The sequence below is a fragment of the Pseudomonas sp. genome (assembly GCF_040514055.1).
Classification (GTDB): domain Bacteria; phylum Pseudomonadota; class Gammaproteobacteria; order Pseudomonadales; family Pseudomonadaceae; genus Aquipseudomonas.
Map to the genome: position 1 here is coordinate 65168 of NZ_JBEVDL010000037.1, position 21951 is coordinate 87118.

Annotated in this window: 16 protein-coding genes and 2 tRNA genes; 10 read left to right on the forward strand and 8 right to left on the reverse strand. The window is 65.0% G+C overall.

Annotated elements, in window-relative coordinates:
* Nucleotides 1-4: 4 nt before the first annotated feature.
* From prfA to ABWY06_RS10100, 8 genes are all read right to left on the reverse strand, one after another.
* On the reverse strand, nt 5-1087 hold the full coding sequence (gene prfA, locus ABWY06_RS10065; RefSeq protein ID WP_353925434.1) for a peptide chain release factor 1: 1083 nt from the start codon (nt 1085-1087) through the stop codon (nt 5-7).
* The gene (gene hemA, locus ABWY06_RS10070) at nt 1084-2361 is read right to left on the reverse strand and encodes a glutamyl-tRNA reductase (protein WP_353925435.1); all 1278 of its coding nucleotides are present in this window, start codon (nt 2359-2361) and stop codon (nt 1084-1086) included. The genes prfA and hemA overlap by 4 nt, the downstream gene beginning before the upstream one ends.
* 125 nt (nt 2362-2486) lie before the next feature.
* Entirely contained in the window at nt 2487-3095 is a 609-nt protein-coding gene (locus tag ABWY06_RS10075) for an exosortase H-associated membrane protein (protein ID WP_353925436.1), read from the reverse strand.
* Complete coding sequence (xrtH, locus tag ABWY06_RS10080) at nt 3092-3604, reverse strand: exosortase H (protein ID WP_353925437.1); 513 nt, start codon at nt 3602-3604, stop codon at nt 3092-3094. Before xrtH ends, ABWY06_RS10075 begins: the two co-directional genes overlap by 4 nt.
* Nucleotides 3605-7120, reverse strand: coding sequence for an IPTL-CTERM sorting domain-containing protein (locus ABWY06_RS10085; RefSeq protein WP_353925438.1), 3516 nt, complete (start codon nt 7118-7120; stop codon nt 3605-3607).
* A 722-nt stretch (nt 7121-7842) separates the two neighbouring features.
* The gene (locus tag ABWY06_RS10090) at nt 7843-10179 is read right to left on the reverse strand and encodes a TonB-dependent receptor (protein ID WP_353925439.1); all 2337 of its coding nucleotides are present in this window, start codon (nt 10177-10179) and stop codon (nt 7843-7845) included.
* Between the two features lie 12 nt (nt 10180-10191).
* Complete coding sequence (locus tag ABWY06_RS10095) at nt 10192-12591, reverse strand: hybrid sensor histidine kinase/response regulator (protein ID WP_353925440.1); 2400 nt, start codon at nt 12589-12591, stop codon at nt 10192-10194.
* Nucleotides 12588-13382, reverse strand: coding sequence for a response regulator transcription factor (locus ABWY06_RS10100; protein WP_353925441.1), 795 nt, complete (start codon nt 13380-13382; stop codon nt 12588-12590). Before ABWY06_RS10100 ends, ABWY06_RS10095 begins: the two co-directional genes overlap by 4 nt.
* Nucleotides 13383-13521: 139 nt before the next feature.
* On the opposite strand from ABWY06_RS10100, the gene ABWY06_RS10105 reads away from it, so the two are divergent.
* From ABWY06_RS10105 to ychF, 10 genes are all read left to right on the forward strand, one after another.
* A complete protein-coding gene (locus tag ABWY06_RS10105; RefSeq protein ID WP_353925442.1) occupies nt 13522-14520 on the forward strand; it encodes a LysR family transcriptional regulator in 999 nt (332 codons plus the stop codon).
* A 92-nt stretch (nt 14521-14612) separates the two neighbouring features.
* Nucleotides 14613-16343, forward strand: a complete 1731-nt coding sequence (locus ABWY06_RS10110) for a tetratricopeptide repeat protein (RefSeq protein WP_353925443.1) — start codon at nt 14613-14615, stop codon at nt 16341-16343.
* A complete protein-coding gene (lolB, locus tag ABWY06_RS10115; RefSeq protein WP_353925444.1) occupies nt 16340-16972 on the forward strand; it encodes a lipoprotein insertase outer membrane protein LolB in 633 nt (210 codons plus the stop codon). The genes ABWY06_RS10110 and lolB overlap by 4 nt, the downstream gene beginning before the upstream one ends.
* Entirely contained in the window at nt 16969-17844 is an 876-nt protein-coding gene (gene ispE / locus ABWY06_RS10120) for a 4-(cytidine 5'-diphospho)-2-C-methyl-D-erythritol kinase (RefSeq protein ID WP_353925445.1), read from the forward strand. The genes lolB and ispE overlap by 4 nt, the downstream gene beginning before the upstream one ends.
* 24 nt (nt 17845-17868) lie before the next feature.
* Nucleotides 17869-17943, forward strand: a tRNA-Gln gene (locus ABWY06_RS10125).
* Nucleotides 17944-18002: 59 nt separating this feature from the next.
* A tRNA-Gln gene (locus ABWY06_RS10130) sits at nt 18003-18077 on the forward strand.
* A gap of 93 nt (nt 18078-18170) precedes the next feature.
* Nucleotides 18171-19112, forward strand: a complete 942-nt coding sequence (locus ABWY06_RS10135) for a ribose-phosphate pyrophosphokinase (RefSeq protein ID WP_353925446.1) — start codon at nt 18171-18173, stop codon at nt 19110-19112.
* A gap of 128 nt (nt 19113-19240) precedes the next feature.
* Entirely contained in the window at nt 19241-19843 is a 603-nt protein-coding gene (locus ABWY06_RS10140; RefSeq protein ID WP_353925447.1) for a 50S ribosomal protein L25/general stress protein Ctc, read from the forward strand.
* A gap of 34 nt (nt 19844-19877) precedes the next feature.
* Nucleotides 19878-20468: an aminoacyl-tRNA hydrolase gene (gene pth / locus ABWY06_RS10145; protein WP_353925448.1), complete on the forward strand. Its 591-nt coding sequence runs from the start codon at nt 19878-19880 to the stop codon at nt 20466-20468.
* Nucleotides 20469-20488: 20 nt separating this feature from the next.
* A complete protein-coding gene (ychF, locus tag ABWY06_RS10150; protein ID WP_353925449.1) occupies nt 20489-21586 on the forward strand; it encodes a redox-regulated ATPase YchF in 1098 nt (365 codons plus the stop codon).
* Nucleotides 21587-21951 lie beyond the last annotated feature (365 nt).

The window sequence follows — 21951 nt, forward strand, 5'->3', positions numbered from 1 at the left end:
GGACTCAATCGCTCAGGGCCGCCAACTGGTCGGCCTGGTACTCCACCAGCAAGGGCTCGATCACCGCCTCCACCCCACCGGCCAGGACTTCGTCCAGGCAATAGAGGGTCAGGTTGATGCGGTGATCGGTGACCCGGCCCTGGGAAAAGTTGTAGGTGCGGATGCGTTCGGAACGATCCCCGGAACCGACCAGCAAGCGCCGGGTGTCGGAGATCTCCTTCTGCGCCGCGGCGTCCTGCTGGTCATTGAGCTTGGCCGACAACCAGGCCATGGCCCGCGCCCGGTTCTTGTGCTGCGACCGCTCTTCCTGGCATTCGACCACGATGCCCGAGGGAATGTGGGTGATACGGATCGCCGAATCGGTCTTGTTCACGTGCTGGCCGCCCGCTCCGGAAGAGCGGTAGGTATCGACCCGCAAATCGGCCGGGTTGATCTCGATGGCCTGCTGCTCATCCGGTTCGGGCAATACCGCGACCGTGCAGGCCGAGGTATGGATACGGCCCTGGGACTCGGTTTCCGGCACCCGCTGCACCCGGTGCGCGCCGGACTCGAACTTCAGTTTGGCGTAGACGTTGTCGCCTTCCACCCGGGCGATCACTTCCTTGTAGCCGCCATGCTCGCCGGGGTTCTCGGAGAGGATCTCGACCCGCCAGCCGCGCCGCTCGGCGTAGCGCGAATACATGCGAAAGAGGTCGCCGGAAAAGATCGCCGCCTCGTCGCCGCCGGTGCCGGCGCGTACTTCCAGGAAGACGTTGCGCCCGTCGTTGGGGTCCTTGGGCAACAGCATGCGCTGCAGCTCGGCGTCCAACACGAGCAGGCGGTCCTTGGCCTCGGCCACCTCGTCGGCGGCCATGGCGCGCATGTCCGGGTCGCTGTCCTTGAGCAGCGCCTGGGCGCCCTCCAGGTCGGCCTGAACCTTGCGAAAGCTCAGGTAACAGTTCACCACCGGTTCGAGCTCGGCGTACTCCTTGGAGTAGCCGCGAAAGCGGGTCTGGTCGGCGATCACTTCACCGTCGCCGAGCAGCGCGGTCAGCTCCTCGAAACGGTCGTGCATGATGTCCAGTCGGTTCAGCAGCGAAGCTTTCATTGCGTCGATTTATCCGTCGAACCCTCGTCGAGGGCGAAGAGTTCCTGGGCCACGGCCAGCGCGTCGATGCGGCCGTCGGCGGAAAGTTTTTTCAGCTGCACGCTGGGCGCATGCAGCAGCTTGTTGGTCAGGCCACGGGCCAGCAGCGCCAGCACTTCATCGGCCGCGCCGCCGTTGGCCAGCAGCCGCTGGGCCTTGACCAGCTCCTCGTCACGCAGGCGTTCGGCCTGCTGGCGGTAGGCCTTGAGTACATCCACCGCGGCCAGCTCGCGCAGGCGCAGCATAAAATCGTCGGCACCGACGCTGACCAGCTCTTCCGCCGCCTGGGCGGCGCCCTGGCGACTCTTGAGGTTTTCGGCGATGACCTCGTGCAGGTCGTCGACGCTGTACAGGTAGACGTCGTCCAGTTCACCGACTTCGGGCTCGATATCCCGCGGCACGGCGATGTCGACCATAAAGATCGGCTTGTGCTTGCGCAGCTTCAGCGCGCTTTCCACCGCGCCCTTGCCGAGGATCGGCAACTGGCTGGCGGTGGAACTGATCACGATGTCGCTGTTGACCAGCTCTTGGGGGATTTCCGAGAGCAGCACCGCATGGGCACCGAACTGTTCGGCCAGCAGGCTGGCCCGCTCCAGGGTCCGGTTGGCCACCACGATGCGCTTGACGCCCTGCTCGTAGAGGTGCCGGGCGACCAGGGTGATGGTCTCGCCGGCACCGATCAGCAGCGCCTGACTGCGGTGCAGATCGCTGAAGATCTGCTTGGCCAGGCTGACCGCGGCAAAGGCTACCGACACCGGGTTCTCACCAATCGCGGTGTCGGTGCGCACCAGCTTGGCGGTGCTGAAGGTCGCCTGGAACAAGCGGCCGAGCAAGGGACCGACGGTACCGGCCTCACGCGCCACGGCATAGGCGGATTTCATCTGGCCGAGGATCTGCGGTTCACCGAGCACCATGGAGTCGAGCCCCGACGCCACCCGCATCATATGCCGCACCGCCGACTCGTCCTGGTGCACATAGGCACAGGCACGCAGCTCCTCGAGGTTCAGCCGGTGATAGTCGGCCAACCAGGTCAGCACCGCCTCGGCGGTCAGGCTGTCCTGCTCGATATAGAGTTCGCTGCGGTTGCAGGTCGAGAGGATCGCCGCCTCGCGGCTGGGAGTGCGCTGACACAGCTGCTGCAACGCCTCGACCACTTGCTCGGGGGTAAACGCCACGCGCTCGCGAACGTCCACCGAAGCGGTCTTGTGGTTGATGCCGAGGGCGAGAAAGGCCATGCACAGTCGCTGTGAGGGTCGGAAGCCGGCAATTGTCCTACTTCGCTCCGGCCAGGACAACTGCTATACCGACCGCGGTCGGCCGATGGCGTGCCAGCGGACCCTGCCATGCGCCCTCCACCCGGTCAGGGCCGCGGCGGTTCGGCCCGGGGTTGACGGCTGAGTTGCACCAGTTGATCGGCGAACAGGACGAACCACAGCGACAACGGCGTGACAATCGGTAGCATCAGCAACCCCAGCTGATAGCCCAGGGCGAGCAGCTCCCGTGACCAGGATTGCAGCTGCCAGGGGGCGGCGATGGAGGGGTGCAGGTCGAAGACCAGCGCCTTCAGCAGCCCAACGCCAACCCCGAACAGCAGCATCAGCAGTAAGCCGGCCAGGCTACCGAGCCAGGCGCGCCAGCTCAATCGACCCACGCCGCTGGCCAGCAACAGCGCCGCGAACAGCGGCACGCCGTAACCGTAGAGCAGTGGCCGCACCTCGATCAGCACCTCGGCGAAGCGCCCCGCGGGCACCATCAGGTCGCCATAGGTGCCGCCGCCCAGGCGCACCACGGCCTGCACCAGCGCCCCCTCGTGCTGCACGGCAAAGATCAACTCGCCACTGATCCAGACCAGCAATGGCTGCAGCAACCCGGCCAGCAGCCAGGCCATGGCCGGTGCCAGCAGGAACCACAGCCCATAGGTCAGCGGCAGCCAGGCCAGCACCCGACGAATCAACTGTGTGGTGTTCATGGTTCGATCCCTTGTCCCGGCGCCTGTAGGCCGCGCAAATAACGCAACCAGAGCAGGAACACCACCAGCACGTCAAGCATGATCAAGGCTTGCCAGCCGTACAGATGGGCCCATTCGAAATAGCGCAGGTTCCACTGGCCCAGGTAGAACAGGCTGATGATCCGCACCAGGTTCACCCCGTGCAGCGAGCCCAGGCCGATCAACAGGCCCCAGAACTTGTGCCGCCAGGCGGCCGGAAAGGCGAGGATGGCGGCCAGCAGGATGATCGAGGCTTCGATGCCGTTGCAGCCGGCCTCGATCGACATGGCGAACCGCGACGGCAGGTGGTACAGGTGAATACCGTTGGCCACCACGTCGCTGTCGAACCACTGGATCAGCCAGATACTTGCCTGTGCCAGCCCTTCGGTGAAGGGCAGCACCACCCAGCGCTGTGCCGGAGCGGTGAGTTCCAGCACAAACAGCAGGGCCTGGATCAGGCAGAAGAGCAGGAAGAACCGCTTAAGCGCCACTTAACGCAACCGCAGACGCGAGCTCCCCATCATCCCCAGCGCCATTACCCCCATCAGCAGCGACAGCAGGATCAGCGCCCATTGCGACAGGGTCGGCGCACCGACCGAATTCTTGATCACCGGCACTTCGTTGCGCGGCGTGTTGTTGCCCGGGTTCCAGTCACCCGGCGCATCGATCTGCGCCTGGTTCACCAGCGGATTGGGGCCCGAGTAATCACCGGCCAGCCGCGCCGTGATGGTGAATACACGACTGGCACCGGCGGCCAGCGTGCCCACCTGGCAGGTCAGGGTCGTACCGCTGGCGGCACAGGCACCGGACGGCGTCGACGAGACATAGGTCAGGCCCGCTGGCAGCGGGTCGATCAACTGAGCGCCGAGGCTGTCCACCTGCTCACCGTTGGGGCCGCCGTTGTTGCTGACAGTCAGGGTGTAGACCACGTTCTGCTCGGGCAGCAACGCCGCCGGGGTGGAGGTCTTGGTGCCACCCAGATCAGTGGCGATGTTTTCGCGACGGGCCGAGGTGGCCTCAACCGCCTGGTTGTTGTCCAGTTGAGTTTCGGTTTCGTTGACCGAAACGGCCACCGCGTTATAGCTGGTGCCCACCGCGGAGCCCTGTACGCCGCTGATCGACTCCGCCCGCAAGCGGTAGGTGACCAGGCGTGCCTGGCTCAAGCCACTGTCGAACGCGCCGCTGAACGTACAGGACAACACGCCGGCGGTGGCGTCGAGCGCGGGTTCCGTACAGCTGTACTGGCTGGCGTCGGCAGTGATCTCGACGCCGCCCTTGTAGACCCGCAGCTCACCCTGGTAACTGAACACCGCGGTCGGCGCTTCGCCCCCCGGCGCATTCACCGGAAAGGTATCGACCATGGTCAGGCCGGTACCCGCCGATGGGCCGCCATTGATAATGGCAATGCTGTAGAGCGAACTGTCACCCAGGTCGACGATATTCGGGTTGTCGCTCTTGTTGACCACGATGTCGAGGACCGCATTGGTCACCGGCGTGCTGGTGGTCGCCGCATTGTCTGTGAGGTCGGCCTCGAGGGTGCTGGTGGCGACCGACACGTTGTTGGTCACGGTGTCACCCGAGGTGGTCGGCCGCACACGGTAGGTCACGGTGCGTGCCGCGCCGGACGGCAGCGACGCCCAGGTGCATTGCAGGCTGCCGCCAGCCGCGCCAATGGCGGGCGTGGTACAGCTGCCGCCGCTGTCCGCGGTGAGGTCGATAAAGGTCGCATTGGCGGGCAGGCTGTCGGTCAGCGTCACCGCCTGGGCCGTGGACGGGCCCTGGTTGTTCACCGACACCACGAAGGTCAGCGGCGCACCGGCGGGAATGCTGGTATGGCTGGCAGTCTTGCCAGCCACCAGGTTCACCTGGGCGTCCACCGGGCTGACGATGGTCGATTGGTTATTGGTCCGATCGGTGTCGCCAATGTCTTCGGAATAGGCGCTGGCCACGTTGGTACGGGTGCCACTGATGGCGATGCCAGGGCGTACCACGACGGTCAGGGTCACGCTGGCACCACTATTGAGCGCCGGAATATTACACGCCAGCTCCCGCGTGGAACCGTTGCTGACGCCCAGGGTGGCGCTGGACGGACCACCGTTGATGCTGCAGGTGCCGCCGCCGTCGATGGCAACCGACTGGACGCTGCCCGTGCCGACCAGATTGGTCAGGGAATCGCGCACCCTGACGTTGCTGGCGATGGCCGGACCGGCATTGCTGATCAGCAGCTGGTAGGTCAAGTCTTCACCGGCGCGCACCAGGTGCGGCGCGGCAGGGCTGGTGATGGTCTTGACGATACTGACATCCACCTCGTCCACCGTGGCCTTGACGTTGGCGGTGCCGCAGTCGTTGCTGGCGTCGTCGTCACGGCCACCGGTGCCGGACAGGCTGGAGCACACCTGGTTGACCGAGGTACCGGCCGCGGTCATGTGCGCGGTCAGCCCGACCAGGGGGGTGTACGCATTCACCGCCAGCGTGCCAGTCAGGGTCAGGCTGCAGCTGATGGTGCTGGTGGTGCCGTTGCCCACCAAGGGGTACGGGCTGCTTGGGATACAGGTCCAGGGGCCTGGGGCGATGCCGGTGACCGTGACATTGACCGGGACGGTGTCGACCAGGGTAATGGTCTGACCGGCCCGCACCACCAGGGGACCGGTGTTTTGCGCCGCCAGGCCATAGTTGTACGGGTAGGCACTGCCGATCGGGGTGACGGCCGGGTCGTTGCCGAACGAGGTGATTTTCGCCCCGCGCAGGTTGGCCTGGTCACTCGAGGTGATGGTCACACGGCCGGTATTGTTGACCGGGTCGGGATCCGGCTCGGGAATCGTCACCTGCGCGACGTTTTCCAAAGAGCCCAGCACGCTGGCGGTGGCCACCAGGGTGATGGGCGGCATGCTGGTGTAGTTGCCCGCGATCCAGGGACCCGGACGGGTACAGGTCACCACCTGGCCAGCGACGTCGCAGCTCCAGCCGGTGCCGGACGCGGACCCGGGCACATAGTTCATGCCGGCCGGCAGGGTGTCGGTGACGGTGATCAGCTGGCTGCCGCTGGCCCCCGGGGCACTGCCGCCGCGGTGGCTGGCGGTGAGGGTATAGGTGACGTTGGTGCCCTGTTCGAGAACGGTCGCCGAGGCGCCCTTGATCAGCGCCACGTCGGAGCCGGTGGAGGCGGTTACGCTGGGGGCCTGGCTGTTGTTAGCCGGGTTGCCGTCGGGCATCGGGTCGCCATTGCTCTGGCTGGCGCTGACCGAGAAATTAGCGGTGATGGTGCCGGTGCTATGGACCACGGCCGGTACCAGCAGGTCAGCCGTATCGGCAGCGACCGCCAGGCCGCCAGCACGGGTACAGTCGATGGTACCGGTGCTCAGCGGATAACCCGTGGCCGGCAGGCAACTCCAGCCGCTGCCCGTCGGGCGCGCGGTGATCGAGGCGTTGCTCGGCACCGCGAAACTGATGCGGCTGCTGGCATCACCGGGCAGCGGATCCGGCCCCTGGTTACTGACGCCCAGGGTGTAGACGAACTCCTGGCCGGCCACTACGGTGGACGAGGATGGCGTGGCGCTCAACACCAGGTCCGACGCAGCTTGGGCGGTGGTGGTCTGGGGCGCGCCGTTGTTGCCGCTGTTGGGGTCCAGGCTGGCGCTGCTGGCACTGGCGCTGCTGCTGTAGACGCCGGCCAGGGGCAGACGCACGGTGACCACCGCGCTGGTGGACTGGTTGAGCGCCAAGTTGCCCAGGCCGCTGCAGGTCACGGTTTTCGGGCCGGCGTTGTAGTTGCAAGTACCCGCGCCGGAGGGGGTGGCCCCCACGAATAGCGCTTCATTGCCACCCGAAAACGGCATATTGAAGGTCAGGTTGACAGCGTTGGCGGTATCAGCCGCGGTCGGGCCGTTGTTGGCCACCGTCAGGGTGTAGCTGAACAGGCCACCGGCAGCGCCGATATTGGGCGAGTCCTGGAAGTCCAGCGCCAAGTCGGCCGCGCTTACCGAGACCGCACCCAACAGCAGGGGCACCACCAGCCACGGGGCCAGTGTCCGCCCCAGGGGGCGCCGGAATAGGACGACGTCGTTCGCCCTCGCCTGTCCTTGCTTGAATCCTGCTCGCATCAACTGTCCCTTCCCCTTCGAATACGGCGCACACCCGGGCACGGGACGCCGCCGCACAGGACGGACCGTCACCAGCAAAGACCGGGAGCTGCATTTCGCGACGCTCTAGCGCCAAGGAGCGGGTCGCCAGTCCGTTCCGGAACGGAGCGGACGCGGCACCTGGTCTAACCGGGCGAGTCGAGCATTGGCATTGGTTTTGTGTGGTCTACGGCAGCGATCTGGTACCGCTGCCGGCGGGGATGATCATGAAAGGCCGGGGCAAAAGCGAGACGCGAAATCGGCATGCAAGTTCCCATAAACCGATAATTATTCCCCTTGGGCAAACCCGGCAGCCATCGACGCGGCATTTTTATTTCGACGCGAAGCGCTCTAAAACAGGCGTTACAAAGCAGCACAGCGGTTGCCAGACGGCTTTGCCCGAGCGGCCAGCCGAGGGTAAAACGGCGCGAACAGGCGGCCCACTGACCCAGCACCCACGGGCCGAAAACGCCCGTTTTGCTAGGCAGATCCAATTTCCGCGATGGGTCGGCGCGACAACCCTGGCGCGGCGATAGCGGATGACGGAGCCAGGATGCGGCGCCGTTGCTACTATCCGCTCAGCGCCAACCGCTACCGACGCCACGCTCGACTCAATAGCGCGTGCGCACCGTCACACCCAGGGTCCGCGGCTCCCCGGGCAGCACCCCGTAGTCGCCCACACCGAGCAAGGCATACACTGCGGTGATGCGCCGGGTGTCGAACAGGTTGCGCACCCAGCCTTCCACTTCCCAGCCACCATCGACCCGGCGCAGGCCGGCACGCAGGTGGGTCAAGCTGAAGGCCGGCTGCCAGCTGCCGTCACCACCCTCGAGCGTGGCATAGGCGCCGTCGCGAAAGCTGTGGTCCAGTGCACCGAACGCCTCAAGCCCGGCGTCCAGCGGATGGCGGTAATCCAGTCCTGCCGTACCGCTCCATTCGGGTGCGTTGTACAGGCGCTGCCCGTCAAGGTTGCAGCTGACCTGGCTGCTGCCCGGGGCGCACGGCGCATTGGCGAAGTCCAGGTAGCGCGCATCGCTCCAGGCCAGGCCCAAACGCAGGTCCAACCGTTCGTGCAGGCGCCACAGGGAATCCAACTCGACCCCACGCAGGCGCACCTTACCCACGTTCAGCAGGTTGTCCCGGGGCGGCGGCGTCAGGGCGTCTTTTGGCTGGCTGTAGGTCAAGGCCTGGTAGTCGTTCACATCGGTCTGGTAGATCGCCAGGTCGACACTGGCCCGCTCGCCCCAGAAGCGATTTTTCAGCCCCACTTCCAGGGACGTCGCACGCTCGGCGTCATAGGTCGACTGAACCTGCGGGCCGATCACCTCGAGGTTGATACCGCCGGCCTTGTGGCCGCGTGACCAGCTGGCGTAGCCGAGCACCTGCGGGGCGAGGCGATAACTCAGGCCGAGCAGGCCGGACAGGTGGTTTTCGCTGATCGAATCGCGCCGGTAGTAATCGCTGCCCAAGGCGACATTGCGCAGCAGCGGCCCACCGACCTGGGAAATCAGGTCAGGTCCCAGCGGGCTGAGATTGCTCACCTGGCGCGAGATCCAGGCGGACTTGCGTTCGGCGGTGTAGCGCAGTCCCGCGGTCAGCTCCAGCGGATCGACGGGGCGCCAGGACAGCTGACCGAAAATCGCCCGACTGTCACCGGCCTGTTCACCGTCGAAAGTCTGCTGCGCGCCGCCCAGCAGGTTGCCCGGAATCTGCTCCGGGCCGGTAATACCGACGGCCGCCAGCTCAGGGCGGTCACCGAGAAACCAGGCCGCCGCCTGATCGCCAAAACCCACGCCGATTTCGCGGTCGAGCTGCTGGCGCAGGTAATACAGACCCACCAGGTAATCCAGCTGAGCGGTCGCCGCACCGGACAGGCGCAATTCCTGGCTGAACTGATGGTGGTCCAGGTCGGTGTCGACCTGGGACACCGACAGCGCCATGCCGTCAGCATCGCGGTCATTGCGGTTGCGCCAGTCGCGATAGGCGGTGATGCTGGTCAAGCGGTGGTCCGGGTTCAGCGCCCAGTTGGTTTCCAGCGACAGCCCATCTTGCACTGTCTCCGAGCTGACCGGGTCGTTCAGGCGGATTTCCCGCCGGTAAGGGTCGCTGGGCAACAGCGGGTAGCGGTTGAATGCCGCGCGCTGACGCGTCTCGCGGCTGTACTGGCTGTTCAGCAGGACATTCCCGTGCTGCTCCTGCTGGCCGCGCTCGCCGATCAGGCGCAGGCTGAAGTCTTCGTTCGGCGCCCACAGCAGCTGACCGCGCACGCCCTGGCTGTTCAGCGCATTGAGGTTGCCGCCGTCCTCCAGGTTCTCCACCAGTCCGTCGCGCTCACTGTCGAAAACACTCAGGCGCCCCGCCAGCACGCCATCCAGCACAGGGCCGGACAGGTTGGCCCGGTACTGTCGGGTGCCGTAATCGCCGAAGCGGGCCTCGGCCTCGGCCTGGGTCTGGAAGCTCGGCTGGCGGGTGACGATATTCACCGCGCCGGCGCTGGTGTTCTTGCCAAACAAGGTGCCCTGGGGCCCGCGCAGCACTTCGATGCGCTCGATGTCCAGCAACTCGGCGAAGGCCATGCCCTGGCGGCCCAGGTAGACGCCATCGATGAAGGTGCCGACACTGGGGTCCAGGCCATCGTTGTAGGCGGTGGCGCCGAAGCCGCGCAGGCCGAAGCCGGCAAAACGCTCGTTATGACCCGACACCACCAGGCCCGGCACGCGCTCCTGGATATCCTGCAGGCGGTACAGGCCGGCGGCGGCAAGCGCTTCGCCGTCCAGCACGGTCAGGGCAATCGGCACATCCCGGGCAGCTTCGGGGCGATGACGGGCAGTCACTGTCACCTCCTCGAGGGCCACCGGCGCTGGCGGTGCGGCCCGGGTCGACAGCGGCAGCGCCAGGCCAAGCAGGCAAGGGAGCCACGAGCCGCGGGGCGGCGACAACTTCAACATGGTCAAGGCTCTTCAGAGGGGGCAGGTCAAGCGTCGGGTTTGGGCTTCGCGGGTCAAGGCCTCGACCTGGGTCAGCAACTCGCCGCTGCTGGCGGGCTTGAGCAGCGCCGCGTCAAAGGCCAGGTGTTCGGGAAACTGCGGGGGGCGCTGCGCCGGCGCGGCGGAATAGAGCAGGACAGGCAAGCGCGCCCAGCGCTGGCGCACGTGGCGCAGCAAGTGCCAGCCATCCATGACCGGCATCATCTGGTCGCTGATCAACAGGTCATAGGGCGCCTGCTGCAGCGCCTCCAGGGCCTGCTCGCCATGCTCGGCACCGTTCACCTCGAAACCGTAACCCGCCAACAGGTCGCCCAACCACTCGCGGTTCTGCTCCACGTCGTCGACCAGCAAAATGCGCCGCCCCTCGCCGTCGACCGGCAAACCATGGCTCTCGACCAAGGCGTTATCGAGGTCCTGTTCGGTGGCGCGCTCGAGCTGCAGGCTGAAACTGAAGCGGCTGCCACCCTGCTCCGGCACCTCCAGCTCGAGCCGGCTGTCCATGCGCTGCAGCATCTGCGTGACGATGGACAGCCCGAGCCCGCTGCCCGGATGCGACCCGGCATTGCGCCCCCGGCTAAAGGGCTGCAGCACATGTTCGCGCTCGCTCGCGGCGATACCGATGCCGGTGTCGCTGAGCGTAAAGCGCAGGCGCACCCACTGCGCGGAGTCGCCGGCGCCGCCCTCGACCTCCAGGGTGATATGCCCATCACGGGTGAACTTGGCGGCGTTGACCAGCAGGTTGACCAGCACCTGGCGCAGGCGCCGGAAGTCGGCACGCACCAGGCTCGGCAGGTCCTCGCCCAGTCGGACCTCGAAGCGGTTGCCCTGGCGCACGGCCAGGACGGCGCCTTCCTCTTCTATTTCGCGCAGGAAACCGTACAGGTAGCCAGGCGCCAGGATCAGCTCCATCTGCTCCGATTCGCTGCGGGAAAATTCCAGCAACTCGTCGATCAGCTCCAACTGCTGGCGTGCGTGGCGCTCGATTTTCTGCGGGTAGTCGCCTCCAGCCTCCATGCGCATCAGCCGCGCGTAGTCGATGATACTCACCAGGGGCGAGCGCAGGTCGTGGCTGATGCGCGCCATCAGCGAGGTCCGTGCACGCAGCGAATCGTTGAGTTGCCCGGTACGCAGCGCCACCAGGCGCTCCAGTTTGGCGTGCTCCGCCTGCTGCTGGCGCTCCAGCTCACCCAAGGCGCGTTTTTCCCGCACCCGGGTGCGACTCACCTCCATCACCAGGGTACAGACCAGCAGCAGCACACCCGGCAGCACCGAAGAAATGCTCAGGACCTGCGCCGGTGCCTGCCACGGCAACTGCCACCACTGCAGTACATAACGCACCACGAACTGCAGCAGCAACAACCCCGCGATCAGCCAGACCAGCCAGTCATAGCGCAGCTGGCGGCGCCAGCCCGTCAGCAACGTAGCGACGACCAGGGGATAGACACTTATCCGCAGGTCGGCGCGCAGTGCCCGCGCCAGCTCGTAGTCGCCCACCAGCTCGCCGAGGGCCAGCACCGTATAGAGCAGCAACAGCACGGTGTAGGCACGCCCCCAACCGGAGGGTAAATGACCCACCCGCAACAGCACGCGCAAAAAGGCGAGAAAGAAAAAGAAGGAGACGCAACCCGCCACCAGGATGAACTCACGGGTCCAGGGCAACGCTGGCGGCCAGTAGAACAGGTAACCGTTGACCAGGCAGATAACCACCAGGTAGCCGAACACCGACAGGGCATTGGTGCTCAGCAGACGCGAGCGCAGGATGCCGCCCAATACCAGGCTGAACGGCACCACCAGGATCACCAGCCCGAGGACGATGCCGTCGAGCATATGGCCGCTCTGGCGATTCGCCAGCGCGGCCGGCGTGGACCAGAGCTGCAGCTGGATCGGCAGCAACGAGGTACTGGCCACCCGCACCGCCAGCTCGATGCGCTCGCCAGGTGCCCAGTTCAGGGCAAACAGCGGCTGGCGCAGCGGCACCGCCCACGCCTGCAACGGATAGCGGCTGCCGGCGCGCATCACTCGCCAGGTCCCGGCCTGCCACACATGCACCTGGATATCCTCCAGCCGCGGATCGCCGACGCTCAGCCAGCGGCTGCAGTCGCTGGCCAGCGGATTGTCCAGTGTCAGGCGAAACCAGTAGGCCGAACGGCTATAGCCCTCAGGCCGCCGCGCCGCTTCGCTGGTCTGGAAACGCTGCTCCGGCAGCGCCATCAGCTGTTGCGCGGTCAACCGCGCAGTCGGGTCTTCAAACACGTGCAACCAGGGCGTCAGCTCCAGCTGCTCGACCGAGCAGGCCCGCGGCGCAGCTGCCAGGCCTAGGCTCAGGCCCCACACAGCGACCAACAGCAGCCCCCAGCGCAGCACTGCCCTCATGTCAGGCCCGTCTGCTCGCCGCCCTGGGCTTGCTGACGAAACTGGCTGGGGGTCAGGCCCAGGCGCTCGCGAAAGGCGGTGGTGAAATTACCGGCGCTGCGAAAGCCGACCCGTTCGGCGATGTCCTGTACCTCCAGTGCGCTGTCGGCCAGCAGTTCCTGGCCGCGGCGCAGGCGCGCCTCGCGGATATAGGCGAACACCGTCATGCCCAGCTGCTGGCGAAAGAGGCTCGACAGGCGTTTGTCGTAGGTGCCGACCTTGGCCGCGATCTGCGCCAGCGTGGGCATGCTGTCGAGGTTCTGCTCGATCAGGCGCATGGCCGCACGCAGCACGATCTGCTCGGCCGCCAGTGGCTCGCCGGGCGCCCGCGTGGCCTCGGCCGACGGCTCGCGCCGGGCCAGTTGCAGGTGGATGCGAATCCGCGCCAGCACTTCCTGGGGGTCGCAGGACTTCAGCACGTAGTCCACACCGCCCAATGCCAGCCCCTCAAGGCGCTCCTCGACGGCACCGGCGGAGGTCAGGAATATGATCGGCACCTGGCGCAGCCCGGGCGCTTCGCGCAGCAGGCGGCCCAGGGTGAAGCCATCCATACCGGGCATGCGCACATCCAGCAGGATCAGGTCCGGGCGCAACGCCAGCGCCCGCTGGTAACCCTGACGCGCATCGCTGGCCAGCGACAGGCGCCACGGCTGCAAACGCAACAGCGCCAGCAGGGAACCGATGTCCTGCGGACTGTCGTCGATAACCAGAACATGCGGCGCCTGGCCGAAGCAGATATCCTCATCACGCATCACTGCACTCCATGACAACGCCTGTGATGCCGGGCGCCCGAATTGTTGTAGGCGGGGCCCCACTCACCAGCGTCCTCCCCTTCAGGAAGCGGCTTTTCAAGGCGGCCCTAAGATAGCGCACTCGAAACAGGGGATCACTATGGAACGGTCCAGAGCAAAGACCGCGGCGGCACCCAAACAGCTGACCCATGCGTTGACCCAAGCCAACCTCCTGGATCAGCTGTATTGGTACTTGCATGTCGTCGAAGCCGGCAGCATTTCCGCCGCCGCCGAGCGCACCGGCATCGCTAAATCCAGCTTGAGCAGACGCATCATCCAGCTGGAAAAGCACCTGGGCGTGCAATTACTCAGCCGCACCAGTCGCAACTTCGCCATGACCACCCTGGGCGAACAGGTTTACCGTCATGCGTTGGATGTACTCGCGGTGGTCGATAGGGTGCAAGCCAGTGCCCAGGAGGCGCGCGGCGCCCCGGGCGGCCTGCTGCGTGTGGCTGCGCCGGCCATATTGTCCGATTGGCTGCTCGGGCAATTCGCCGGTTTCCAGGCCACGCACCCCAAGGTCAGCTTCGCCCTGACCACCCAGGACAGCGTGGCCGAGCTCGCCTCCCAGCGCCTGGACCTGGCCTTGAGCCTGAACGAGATCCCCACCGACAGCGGCGAACTCGTCGCCCGTCCCGTGGCCGAACTGGCCAACGTGATCGTCGGCAGTCCGCGCCTGCTGGAACGGCTCGACGATCCCCGCCGACTCGCCGAGGTGCCCGCCAGCGCCCTGCTCGCCGGTGGCCCGCCGCAAGCCCTGCAACCCTGGCGCTTGCACGACCGCCTCTACCTTCCCCACGGCGCCGCCTTCACCACGGAGAACCTGCAGATGTTGCGCGAGGCGGCCAAAGCCGGACTGGGGCTCGCCTGCTTGCCGCTCTGCGCCTGCCTCAATGAGCTGGCTGCGGGCACCCTGAGGCGAGCGTGCACGGCGGAAGCACCACTGCCGGCCACCCTCTACGCCCTGACCCCGGCGCACCGGGGCATTACCCAGACCGTGCGTAGCCTGATCCAGCACCTGCGTGACGACCTGGCCGATGGTCAGCGTCCGGGCATGCAACCTGCCCGGGTATTCGAGGGTCCCAGCATCACCGTCTAGTGGTTCACTGGCCAATCACTCGACCATGGGTTTAGCCAAAGGCTTGTGTCATGATGATCCGACCCCAGGTAAGTCGCCGTTTCCCTACTCTTATGACCAGATCCTTTCCGTTATTCGCCGCCTTATTGTTCCTCGGCGGTTGCCAGGCATTGTCACCCGTCACGCCGGACGGTTCGCCACCGGTGCAGGACAGCGCGAGCGTGCCGGTCGAGCCGCCGCCGCAGGTCTACGGCAGCTTTAGCCGGGATACCCTGCTGGCCTTGCTCACGGCCGAACTGGCCGGGCAACGCAACCGCTTCGACATCGCCCTGGGCAACTATCAGCAGCAGGCCCAGGCCACCCAGGACCCGGCGGTGGCCGAGCGCGGCTTTCGCATCGCCGAGTACCTGGGCGCCGAACAACCGGCCTTGGACATGGCACTGATCTGGGCCCAGAACGCCCCGAACAACCTGGATGCCCAGCGCGCCGCCGCCGTGCAGCTGGCCCGTGCCGGTCGCTACGACGAATCCATGGTTTACATGGAGAAGGTGCTGCTGGGGCAAGGCGACACGCACTTCGATTTCCTCGCCCTGTCCGCCGCCGAAACCGACCCGGACACCCGCGCCGGCCTGCTGCAGAGCTTCGAGCGCCTGCTGCAGAAGAACCCGGAGAACGGCCAGCTGCTGTTCGGCAAGGCACTGTTATTGCAACAGGATGGCAAGCCCGAAGCCGCCCTGGAATTGCTGGAAGACCACGCGGCAAGCAGGAACGAGGTTGCCCCGTTGCTGCTGCGCGCCCGCCTGCTGCAAGGTCTCAAGCGTGGCGATGAAGCCGTACCGCTGCTGGAAAAAGGCATCAAGCAACACCCTGACGACAAACGGCTGCGCCTGTCGTATGCCCGCCAACTGGTCGAGCTGGAACGTTTGGACGACGCCAAGGCCGAGTTCGCCAGCCTGGTCCAGCAGTTCCCCGAGGATGACGACCTGCGCTTTTCCCTGGCGCTGGTCTGCCTGGAAGCCGAGGCCTGGGCCGAAGCCGTGGTCTATCTCGAAGAACTGGTGGAGCGCGGCAGCCACACCGACGCCGCGCACTACAACCTGGGTCGCGCCCACGAAGAACTGAAGGACATCGACAACGCCCTGCGCGAGTATGCCCTGGTCGGCCCAGGGAACGACTACCTGCCGGCGCAGCTGCGCATCAGCGAGCTGCTGTTCGATGCCCAGCGCATCGACGAAGCCGCCAGCAAGCTGGCCAAGGCGCGGGAAAGCCAACCGGACTACGCCATCCAGCTGTACCTGATCGAAGCCGAGGCACTGTCCAGCCGTCAGCAGGTCCAACGCGCCTGGACGCTGGTCGAGCAAGCCCTGGCCCAGTTCCCCAACGATCTCAACCTGCTCTACACCCGCGCCATGCTGGCGGAAAAACGCGACGATTTGCAGCAACTGGAAAAAGACCTGCGCTTTATTATCCAGCGCGAACCGGAAAACGCCATGGCACTCAACGCCCTGGGCTACACCCTGGTCGACCGTACCACTCGCTTCGCCGAAGCCAAGGCGCTGATCGAACAGGCGCACCAGCTCAGCCCGGAAGATCCGGCGATTCTCGACAGCCTGGGTTGGGCCAACTTCCGCCTGGGCAACCTGGAAGAAGCCGAGCGGCTGCTGCGCCAGGCGCTCGAACGCTTTCCCGACCACGAAGTGGCCGCCCACCTGGGTGAAGTGCTGTGGGCCGCGGGCCAGCAACGCGAGGCACGCAAAGTCTGGAGCAAGGCCCTGGAAGCGGAACCGGACAGCCCGGTGCTGCGCAGCACCCTGCAACGCCTGACCGGCTCCGAGCAGCTGTGAAGGCCGCTCGTCTCACGACCGCGCTTAGCCTGACGCTGTTGCTCGGCGGTTGCGCCGGCTGGTTTCCCCGTGAAGTCCTGCAGGGCCAGGGCGACCCCCTGGCCTGGCAGGCGCACAAGGCGCACCTGGCAGCCCTGGACGCCTGGCAGATCGACGGCAAGGTCGGCATACGCGCGCCCAAGGGCACCAGCAGCCAGAGTGGCAGCGCCACGCTGTTCTGGCTGCAACGCCAGGCCTATTACGACATTCGCCTGTCCGGCCCACTGGGCGGAGGCGCCGCGCGCCTGACGGGGCGTCCCGACGAGGCGACCCTGGAGGTCGCCAACCGCGGGCGTTATCAGGCCGCTTCGCCGGAGGCGCTGCTGGAGCAACAGCTGGGCTGGAAGCTGCCGGTGTCGCACCTGCTGTGGTGGGTCCGCGGCCTGCCCGCGCCTGACAGCAAGAGTCGGCTGACCCTGGATGGCGACAGCCGCCTGGCCAACCTGGAACAGGACGGCTGGCAGGTCGAGTACCTGCGCTATGGCGAAGCCAACGGCTACTGGCTGCCCGAGCGCCTCAAACTGCGCGGCCACGACCTGGAAATCACCCTGGTGATCAAGGACTGGCAACCGCGCCAGCTCGGCCAATGAGCGGCGCGCCGACGGCCCACGGCACGCGCCTGAGCCTGCCCGCGCCGGCCAAACTGAACCTGATGCTGCATATCCTCGGCCGCCGTGCCGATGGCTATCACGAGCTGCAAACGCTTTTCCAGTTCGTCGACCATGGCGACCAGCTGGATTTCGCCCCGCGCGATGACGGGCAGATACGGCTACACCTCGACATGCCCGGGGTGCCCCACGACAGCAACCTGATCGTGCGCGCCGCACGCCTGCTGCAGCAGCACAGCGGCTGCCGACTGGGGGCGGACATCTGGCTGGACAAGCGGCTGCCCATGGGCGGCGGCATCGGCGGCGGCAGTTCGGACGCCGCCACCACCCTGCTGGGACTCAATCACCTCTGGGACCTGCAGTGGGACCATGACCGGTTGGCGGCCCTGGGCCTGACCCTGGGCGCCGACGTGCCGGTGTTCGTGCGCGGACACGCCGCGTTCGCCGAAGGCATAGGCGAGCGCCTGACCCCCGTCGACCTGCCGGAGCCCTGGTTTCTCGTGGCAATACCGCAAGTGTCTGTCAGTACAGCGGAAGTTTTCTCCGACCCTGAGTTGACACGGGATACTCCGGCCAATAAACTTCGCAGCCTTCTTGAGGGGTGCGGTCGTAATGACTGTCAGCCGGTGGTTCAGAAGCGTTATCCAGAAATTCATAACGCTTTGATCTTGCTAAACAAATTTGTTTTCGCAAGATTGACCGGCACTGGAGCTTGTGTGTTTGGGAGCTTCCCAAACCAGGACGATGCTGATAAAGTCGCCCGCCAACTTCCAGACACTTTGCCGTGTTTCATAGCCCAGGGGCGCAACGTTTCGATGTTGCATCGCAGGCTTGAAGAACTGGCAGGGAAGTGAATGCAGTTCGAGAGTTAAACGGATAGGGGCGTCGCCAAGCGGTAAGGCAGCAGGTTTTGATCCTGCCATGCGTTGGTTCGAATCCAGCCGCCCCTGCCATCTCCTTCACGGGAGTGGTCTGTCAACCTTGAAGAGTTGCATTGAGTCACACCGGATACAGGGGCGTCGCCAAGCGGTAAGGCAGCAGGTTTTGATCCTGCCATGCGTTGGTTCGAATCCAGCCGCCCCTGCCATATTCTTAGGAAGCTGTTCGAGAATTCCGCACCAGCGGCCTTCTCGAACAGCTTTTGATTTATTAGGCCCAGCCTCAGCGACAGGTAATACGCGTGTCCAAGATGATGGTCTTTACCGGGAATGCCAACCCCGATCTGGCGCGGCGTATCGTACGTCAGCTGCATATTCCCCTCGGTGATGCTTCTGTCGGAAAATTTTCCGACGGCGAAATCAGCATCGAGATCAACGAAAACGTTCGCGGTAAAGACGTCTTCCTGATCCAGCCGACCTGCGCGCCAACCAACGACAACCTGATGGAACTGGTGGTAATGGCCGATGCCTTCCGCCGCTCCTCTGCGTCGCGAATCACCGCCGTCATCCCCTACTTCGGCTATGCCCGCCAGGACCGCCGTCCGCGTTCCGCCCGCGTGGCAATCAGCGCCAAAGTCGTGGCCGACATGCTCACCGTGGTTGGTATCGACCGCGTGCTGACGGTGGATTTGCACGCCGACCAGATCCAGGGTTTCTTCGATATCCCGGTGGACAACATCTACGGCTCTCCGGTGCTGGTGGATGACATCGAGGATCAGCGTTTCGAAAACCTGATGATCGTGTCCCCGGACATCGGTGGCGTGGTGCGTGCCCGTGCCGTGGCCAAATCCCTGGGTGTTGACCTGGCGATCATCGACAAACGTCGTGAGAAAGCCAACCACTCGGAAGTGATGCACATCATCGGCGATATCGAAGGCCGTACCTGCATCCTGGTCGACGACATGGTCGACACCGCCGGTACCCTGTGCCACGCGGCCAAGGCCCTGAAGGACCATGGCGCGGCCAAGGTCTTCGCCTACTGCACCCACCCGGTGCTGTCGGGTCGGGCCATCGAGAACATTGAAAACTCCGTGCTCGACGAGCTGGTGGTGACCAACACCATCCCGCTGTCGGCGGCCGGACAAGCCTGCAGCCGTATCCGTCAGTTGGATATCGCACCGGTGGTGGCTGAAGCGGTTCGCCGCATCAGCAATGAAGAATCGATCAGCGCGATGTTCCGCTAAGGCGTCAAACCCTTGGTCCACAGCGCGTAGAACGAAAAGTGCCCCGCCCCGTGCGGGGCTTTTTTGCCGAACCGCCCGAACGCCGGTCGCAAGCGTTGCGGGCGTTGTTGTTATTTTGGAGAGTCACCATGAACGAATTTACCCTTAACGCTGAAGTGCGTTCCGACCTGGGGAAAGGTGCGAGCCGCCGCCTGCGTCGTCTCGCCAGCCTGGTACCGGCCGTGATCTACGGCGGTGACAAGGCTCCGCAATCGATCAGCATGCTGGCCAAAGAAGTGGCCAAGCTGCTGGAAAACGAAGCGGCCTTCAGCCACGTGATCAGCCTGACCGTCGACGGCAAAGCCGAAGACGTGCTGATCAAGGCCCTGCAACGTCACCCGGCCAAAGGCCACGTGCTGCACGCCGACTTCATTCGCGTCATTGCCGGCCAGAAACTGACCGCGCACGTGCCGTTGCACTTCATCAACCAGGACACCAGCGTTGCCGTCAAGCAACAAGGCGCCGAGGTTTCCCACACCATCGTGGAAGTTGAAGTGTCCTGCCTGCCGAAAGACCTGCCGGAATTCATCGAAGTCGACATGGCTGCCGTTGAAATCGGTCAGATCGTTCACCTGTCCGACCTCAAGGCCCCTAAAGGCGTTGAGTTCGTCGCACTGGCGCACGGCAACGACCTGGCTGTGGCCAACGTCCACGCTTCGCGTGTCGCTAAAGAAGAAGGCGCTGCCGAGTAAGCTTTACTCGTCTGCCTGAACAAGGGCTCCTGTCGTGACTGCCATACAACTGATCGTCGGCCTGGGTAACCCCGGCCCTGAATACGAACAGACCCGGCATAACGCAGGGGCCCTTTTTGTTGAGCGCCTGGCCGCGAGCCAAGGTGTTCAATTGCTGCCTGATCGCAAATATTTCGGCCTGGTTGGTAAATTCAGCCACCAGGGACGCGATGTTCGTCTGCTGATCCCCACCACCTTTATGAACCGCAGCGGCCAGGCCGTGGCGGCCTTGGCGAATTTCTTCCGAATCACCCCGGAGGCGCTGCTGGTGGCTCACGACGAACTCGACATGCTCCCCGGCGTCGCCAAACTCAAACAGGGTGGCGGGCACGGCGGGCATAACGGGCTGCGCGACATCATCGCCCAGCTCGGCAACCAGAACAGTTTTCACCGCCTGCGGCTGGGCATCGGCCATCCGGGCCACAGCAGCCAGGTCTCCAACTTCGTGCTCGGTCGCGCCCCGCGCAGCGAGCAGGACCTGCTGGACAGCAGTATCGATAATGCCCTCGGCGTGCTGCCGGACATGCTCGCCGGTAACTGGAGCAAAGCGATGCACAGCCTGCACAGCCAGAAAGCCACCTCTTAACGCTCCGCGAGGAATACACCATGGGATTCAACTGCGGCATCGTCGGCCTGCCCAACGTCGGCAAGTCCACCCTGTTCAATGCCCTGACCAAGGCCGGTATCAGCGCGGAGAACTTCCCCTTCTGCACCATCGAGCCCAATACCGGCATCGTGCCGATGCCCGATGCGCGCCTGGAAGCCCTGGCCGCCATCGTCAAGCCCGAGCGCGTGCTGCCGACCACCATGGAGTTCGTCGACATCGCCGGCCTGGTGGCAGGCGCGTCCAAGGGTGAGGGCCTGGGCAACAAGTTCCTGGCCAATATCCGCGAGACCGATGCCATCGCCCACGTGGTGCGCTGCTTCCAGGACGAGAACGTGATTCACGTCTCCAACAGCGTCGACCCCAAGCGCGACATCGAGATCATCGACCTCGAGCTGATCTTCGCCGACCTCGACAGTCTCGAGAAACAGCTGCAGAAGGTCACCCGCAACGCCAAGGGTGGCGACAAGGAGGCTGTGGCGCAAAAGGCCCTGATGGAAAAGCTGATCCCGCATTTCAGCGAAGGCAAGCCGGCGCGCACCCTGCTCAAGACCCTCAGTGACGATGACAAGCAGCTGATCAAGAGCTTCCACCTGCTGACCGTCAAGCCGGTGATGTACATCGCCAACGTCGCCGAGGACGGCTTCGAGAACAACCCGCTGCTGGACGTGGTACGCACCATCGCCGATGCCGAGGGCGCCATTGTGGTGCCGATCTGCAACAAGCTGGAAGCCGAGATCGGCGAACTGGAAGACGATGAAAAAGCCGAGTTCCTCGCCGACCTGGGCATGGAAGAGCCGGGCCTGAACCGGGTGATCCGCGCCGGCTACCAGTTGCTCAACCTGCAGACCTACTTCACCGCGGGCGTGAAGGAAGTCCGGGCCTGGACCGTGCGCATCGGCGCCACCGCCCCGCAAGGCGCGGCCGTGATTCACACCGACTTCGAAAAAGGCTTTATCCGCGCCGAAGTCATCGCCTACGACGACTTTATCCAGTTCAAGGGCGAAGCCGGCGCCAAGGAAGCCGGCAAATGGCGCCTGGAAGGCAAGGAATACATCGTCAAGGACGGCGATGTGATGCATTTCCGCTTCAACGTCTAAGCGTTCAGCGACACCCCAGAAGCCGCGCACCCGCGCGGCTTTTGCGTTTCTGAATACCCCCCTCACCCTGGCCCTCTCCCCAGGGAGAGGGGAAAAGTCGCACTCACCCAATGCGCACCATGGCGCCACAGGGTGCGGGGAAAATCCCCATTCGCCCAGCCCCCCCTCTCCCGCCGGGAGAGGGTTGGGGTGAGGGGGCGGCCGCGGATGCGGGTGAAGGTATTGCTTATTACTTCAACGGGCCTGGGTTATACATGGCACTCCAGGCGCACTGATAGTTTCTCTTGCTGGTATTGTAAAAATAGAAGCGGTTGCAGGCATTGTCGTAATTATAAGACCCGACATTCACGCGATACGGCCCGAAG

Coding starts and splice junctions, on each gene's coding strand:
- prfA (WP_353925434.1), bottom strand. CDS start 1,087: ATGAAAGCTTCGCTGCTGAACCGACTGGACATCATGCACGACCGTTTC.
- hemA (WP_353925435.1), bottom strand. CDS start 2,361: ATGGCCTTTCTCGCCCTCGGCATCAACCACAAGACCGCTTCGGTGGAC.
- ABWY06_RS10075 (WP_353925436.1), bottom strand. CDS start 3,095: ATGAACACCACACAGTTGATTCGTCGGGTGCTGGCCTGGCTGCCGCTG.
- ABWY06_RS10090 (WP_353925439.1), bottom strand. CDS start 10,179: ATGTTGAAGTTGTCGCCGCCCCGCGGCTCGTGGCTCCCTTGCCTGCTT.
- ABWY06_RS10095 (WP_353925440.1), bottom strand. CDS start 12,591: ATGAGGGCAGTGCTGCGCTGGGGGCTGCTGTTGGTCGCTGTGTGGGGC.
- ABWY06_RS10100 (WP_353925441.1), bottom strand. CDS start 13,382: ATGCGTGATGAGGATATCTGCTTCGGCCAGGCGCCGCATGTTCTGGTT.
- ABWY06_RS10105 (WP_353925442.1), top strand. CDS start 13,522: ATGGAACGGTCCAGAGCAAAGACCGCGGCGGCACCCAAACAGCTGACC.
- ABWY06_RS10110 (WP_353925443.1), top strand. CDS start 14,613: ATGACCAGATCCTTTCCGTTATTCGCCGCCTTATTGTTCCTCGGCGGT.
- ispE (WP_353925445.1), top strand. CDS start 16,969: ATGAGCGGCGCGCCGACGGCCCACGGCACGCGCCTGAGCCTGCCCGCG.
- ABWY06_RS10140 (WP_353925447.1), top strand. CDS start 19,241: ATGAACGAATTTACCCTTAACGCTGAAGTGCGTTCCGACCTGGGGAAA.
- ychF (WP_353925449.1), top strand. CDS start 20,489: ATGGGATTCAACTGCGGCATCGTCGGCCTGCCCAACGTCGGCAAGTCC.